This window comes from Streptosporangium nanhuense (genome assembly GCF_059358815.1).
The window spans coordinates 1-3,433 of sequence record NZ_JCADBG010000076.1 but is presented as its reverse complement, the minus strand read 5'-3'; the positions used below and the strand labels follow the sequence as shown (position 1 = coordinate 3,433).

Here is a 3,433-nt window from a genome sequence, read left to right as displayed (position 1 = left end):
GGTGTTCGCGGTACGCCACCCGCTCTCCGCACCCACCTGGGAGAACCCCATAGTGATCTTGCCGTCGTCGGCGACCTCGCCGGTGTCGGCGGGGGTGGCCGAAGTGCCGCCGCCTCCGCAGCCGGCCATCGTCAACGCGACGGCACCGACCGCGATCAGTGCCGAGATCCTTCGTAACATGGAGGTTCCTTTCGTGATGCGAGCGCCGGCATTCGCGCCGTCGACGCTCTCTGCTTCCGTGGGCGACTAGCGCACCGCCGACGTGCTGGCCCGAAGAACGAGACGGGGAGACACGACGTGACGCTCACGCACGTACGGCCCCTCCGTCTCGATCTGCCGTACGAGCACGTCGATGCTGCGCCTGCCCACGGCCCCGAAGTCCTGTCTGATGGTCGTGAGGGGAGGAAAGAAGAACTCCGCCTCCGGAATGTCGTCGAATCCCACGATGTCGATCTGGCCGGGGACTCTCACTCCCTGCTCCATGAAGGCGCGAAGCACGCCCAGGGCCATCTGGTCGTTGGCCACGAACACGGCGGTGACCTCGTCGGTCATCGCGGCCAGCCGCTGCCCGGCGCGGTAGCCGGAGCGCGGGCTCCAGTCGCCGGCCAGGAGGTCGGGGACCGGACGGCCGGCGGCGGTCAGCGCCTCGCGCCAGCCGTGCGCGCGGCCTTCCGCCTCCAGCCAGTTGGCCGGACCGCTGACGTGCCAGACCGTCTCGTGCTTCAGGTCCAGCAGGTGCCGGGTCGCCAGGACGGCGCCCTCGACCTGGTCGACGCTGACCGCCGACACGCTGTCCGTCCGGCCTCCCTCGACGGCCACGGCCGGCATGCCCGGCGGCATCTCCTCCAGCGCCTCGGCCGCCGAACGCTGCGGGGCGACCACGACGATGCCGTCCACGCCCTGTTCGGTCAGGTAGCCGATGGCTTCGAGCACTCTCGCCCTGTCGATGGTCCGGAGGCTCACGATGCTGATGAAGTAGCCCGCGTTCCTGGCGGCCTGCTCGATGCCGTAGACCGTGCTCGCGGGACCGTACAGCGTCGTGTCGAAGCTGACGACACCCAGGCGGCGGGAGTTCCTGGTGACCAGTGCCCGCGCGACGAGATTGCGCCGGTAGCCCAGCAGGTCGATCGCGCGCAGAACCTGGTTCCGGGTCTCCTCGCTGACGTTGGGGTGGTCGTTGAGCACACGCGAGACCGTCTGATGCGACACGCCCGCCACCTTCGCCACGTCCGCCATGATGGGCGGGCGACGCCTCGGGCCAGATCCCACCGGCGCTCCTCTCATGTGATCCAGGAAGACTGTGAGCGCTGGCACCTCGTCGCGTCAGCAACCGCGCGCGTCGCGTACGGGAGCCGGGGCGGTCTCCCACCGTGCCGGTGCGAGAGCGCCCCGCGGATCCCCGCCCGCGTCAGACGCGGGTCCAGCGCTGGTTGGCGGCGCCGTTGCAGGACCAGATCTGGAGCTTGACACCGTTGGCGGTGGAGTAGTTGGGCACGTCCAGGCACTTGTTCGCGCCGATGGCGGTGATGCTCCCGTCGCTGTTGAGGCGCCACTTCTGGTTGTTCTGGCCGTTGCAGTCCCAGATGTGCACCACGGCGCCGTCGGCGGTGCTCATGTTGGCCACGTCCAGGCACTTGTTGCCGTACACCCGCAGCTCACTCGCGCCGGTCTGCGTCCACCGCTGGTTGTTCTGGCCGTTGCAGTCCCAGATCTGCACCAGGGCGCCGTTGGCCTGCGAGACGTTGGCGACGTCCAGGCATCTGCCCGAACCCACGCCGCGGAGCCCGTTCACCGGCGAGGGAGTCGGCGTCGAGCCGGGGTCGCCGGGCTGGCCGATGCTGCCGGAGACCGACTGGAGTGCCGCGTACCAGGCGGCGGCCATCTTGTCGTAGCCGCCGGCGGTGGGGTGGATGCCGTCGATCAGGTCGGACGTGGTCAGCTTGCTGTGCATGTCGACCAGGTGGACCCGCTTGCCGCTGTTGACCTTGTTCTGCACGATGCCGGGAATGGCCGCGTTGAAGGTGCGGGCGGCGGCCTCCTGCCCGGAGTTGGACAGCGGGATGATGGTGGCGACGAACACGTCCGCGTCCGGCACCGTCGTCGTGATGCGGTCGATCAGGGTGGACAGCCGCTGGGGCGCTCCGGACACGTTGTAGTTCTGCAGTATGTCGTTGGTGCCGATGTGCAGCAGCACCGTGCGCGGATTCTGGGTCCGCGCCCAGTTGGTGATGTTCGCGTCGATCTGGTCGATACGCCAGCCGGGGTGTCCCTGGTGGTCGTGGTCACCCAGGTTGCCCGGCCCGTTGAACTGCGACCCGACGAAGTCCACCGTGTACCGGCCGGAGACCAGCCGCTGCCACAGGCCGATGCGGTATCCGCCGGGCACCTGTGTGCCCTCGGTGATCGAGTCGCCCAGCGGCATGACCCGCACCCCGCCGTTGGACTCCGCACCGGCGACGCTCGTCTGCGTCACCGCCCCCAGGGCGACCATGGTCACGGCCAGGAACGCCGCGCCGGCCCACCGTCTCCACCCACGCATGCTCAACCTCTTTCCGGCAGCTGAGAGCGGTTGCCGCTGACAGCTCGTGTAGCGCCAACAGTTCGTGTTCGGGTCACTCGCCGACGAATGTCATGCGGTGCAGGCCTGACGATCGGGCCTGGCGGCTCGGGTGCGTCGCGGATGTCCGCCGGTCACCTGTGAGCCGCCAGGCCCGATGTGTCAGGTCGATCTGAGCTTTCGCCGCACGGGAAAGCCTCCGGTCAAGGGATCGGCGACCACGAGGGGCAACCCCGTGGATGTGGTGTCCGTCGGGGATTCACGGTCGCTGAGCACGCGTTTTGAGGAATGGGAGGATGTGAGCGCTAACATTCCGCCTGTCGGTCTTGGCTTCTTTCTGTCGAACGGTTGTGGTGGTGGAGCGGAGCAAACACCAGGCGGAGAGAAGCTGTCAAGAGTACGAAACATGGCGCACCGGAAACCGTGAGAGGCGGGCACGGCCCATCTGCTGTTTCGCGGGCCCCGCATCAGGCCGGACAGGCCGATGTGATGAAAATTTCATGAAAGCCGTCCCGCCTCGGGCGACGGAGCCGCGGCTTTCAAGGGGCTCGGAGACGTCGGCGCAGGTGCACGACATGTATAGCAAATAGCCCTACAGAAGCTCGCTGGATGAGCTTGACACATTTTGTAATAGTTTCCACACTGAGTCCCCGAGACGGCCCCATGCCAAGTCGGTGGTGGGCGGCAGGGGCCGTCGGCCACGACGCCCCGGTGGTGTGCGTTCCCTGATGACGGAACGCGGCGTCGATCCCGCGGTCGTCCCTTCGCGACTGTCCGCTTCCGCGTTTCTGTGATGCAGTTATGGAGGCTCAGGCATGGGCACAAACGCCATACCCCCGCCCGGCACCCGGCGACCCCTCGGCGGTCTTCGCCGGG

Annotated in this window: 2 protein-coding genes and 1 pseudogene; all 3 read right to left on the bottom strand. The window is 67.9% G+C overall.

Features of this window, described 5'->3' with window-relative positions:
- Positions 1 to 180, bottom strand: a pseudogene (locus AC5L38_RS43950) (LacI family transcriptional regulator); the annotation flags it as partial.
- 66 nt (positions 181 to 246) lie between these two features.
- Positions 247 to 1,236 (bottom strand): LacI family DNA-binding transcriptional regulator, encoded by a 990-nt coding sequence (locus AC5L38_RS43945; RefSeq protein WP_495248771.1) that lies wholly within the window; start codon positions 1,234 to 1,236, stop codon positions 247 to 249.
- 172 nt (positions 1,237 to 1,408) lie between these two features.
- Positions 1,409 to 2,539, bottom strand: coding sequence for a ricin-type beta-trefoil lectin domain protein (locus AC5L38_RS43940; RefSeq protein WP_495248770.1), 1,131 nt, complete (start codon positions 2,537 to 2,539; stop codon positions 1,409 to 1,411).
- Positions 2,540 to 3,433: the final 894 nt, after the last annotated feature.

Excerpts from the sequence above, each read along its gene's own strand:
- AC5L38_RS43945 (WP_495248771.1), bottom strand. The coding sequence starts at position 1,236 with ATGGCGGACGTGGCGAAGGTGGCGGGCGTGTCGCATCAGACGGTCTCG.
- AC5L38_RS43940 (WP_495248770.1), bottom strand. The coding sequence starts at position 2,539 with ATGCGTGGGTGGAGACGGTGGGCCGGCGCGGCGTTCCTGGCCGTGACC.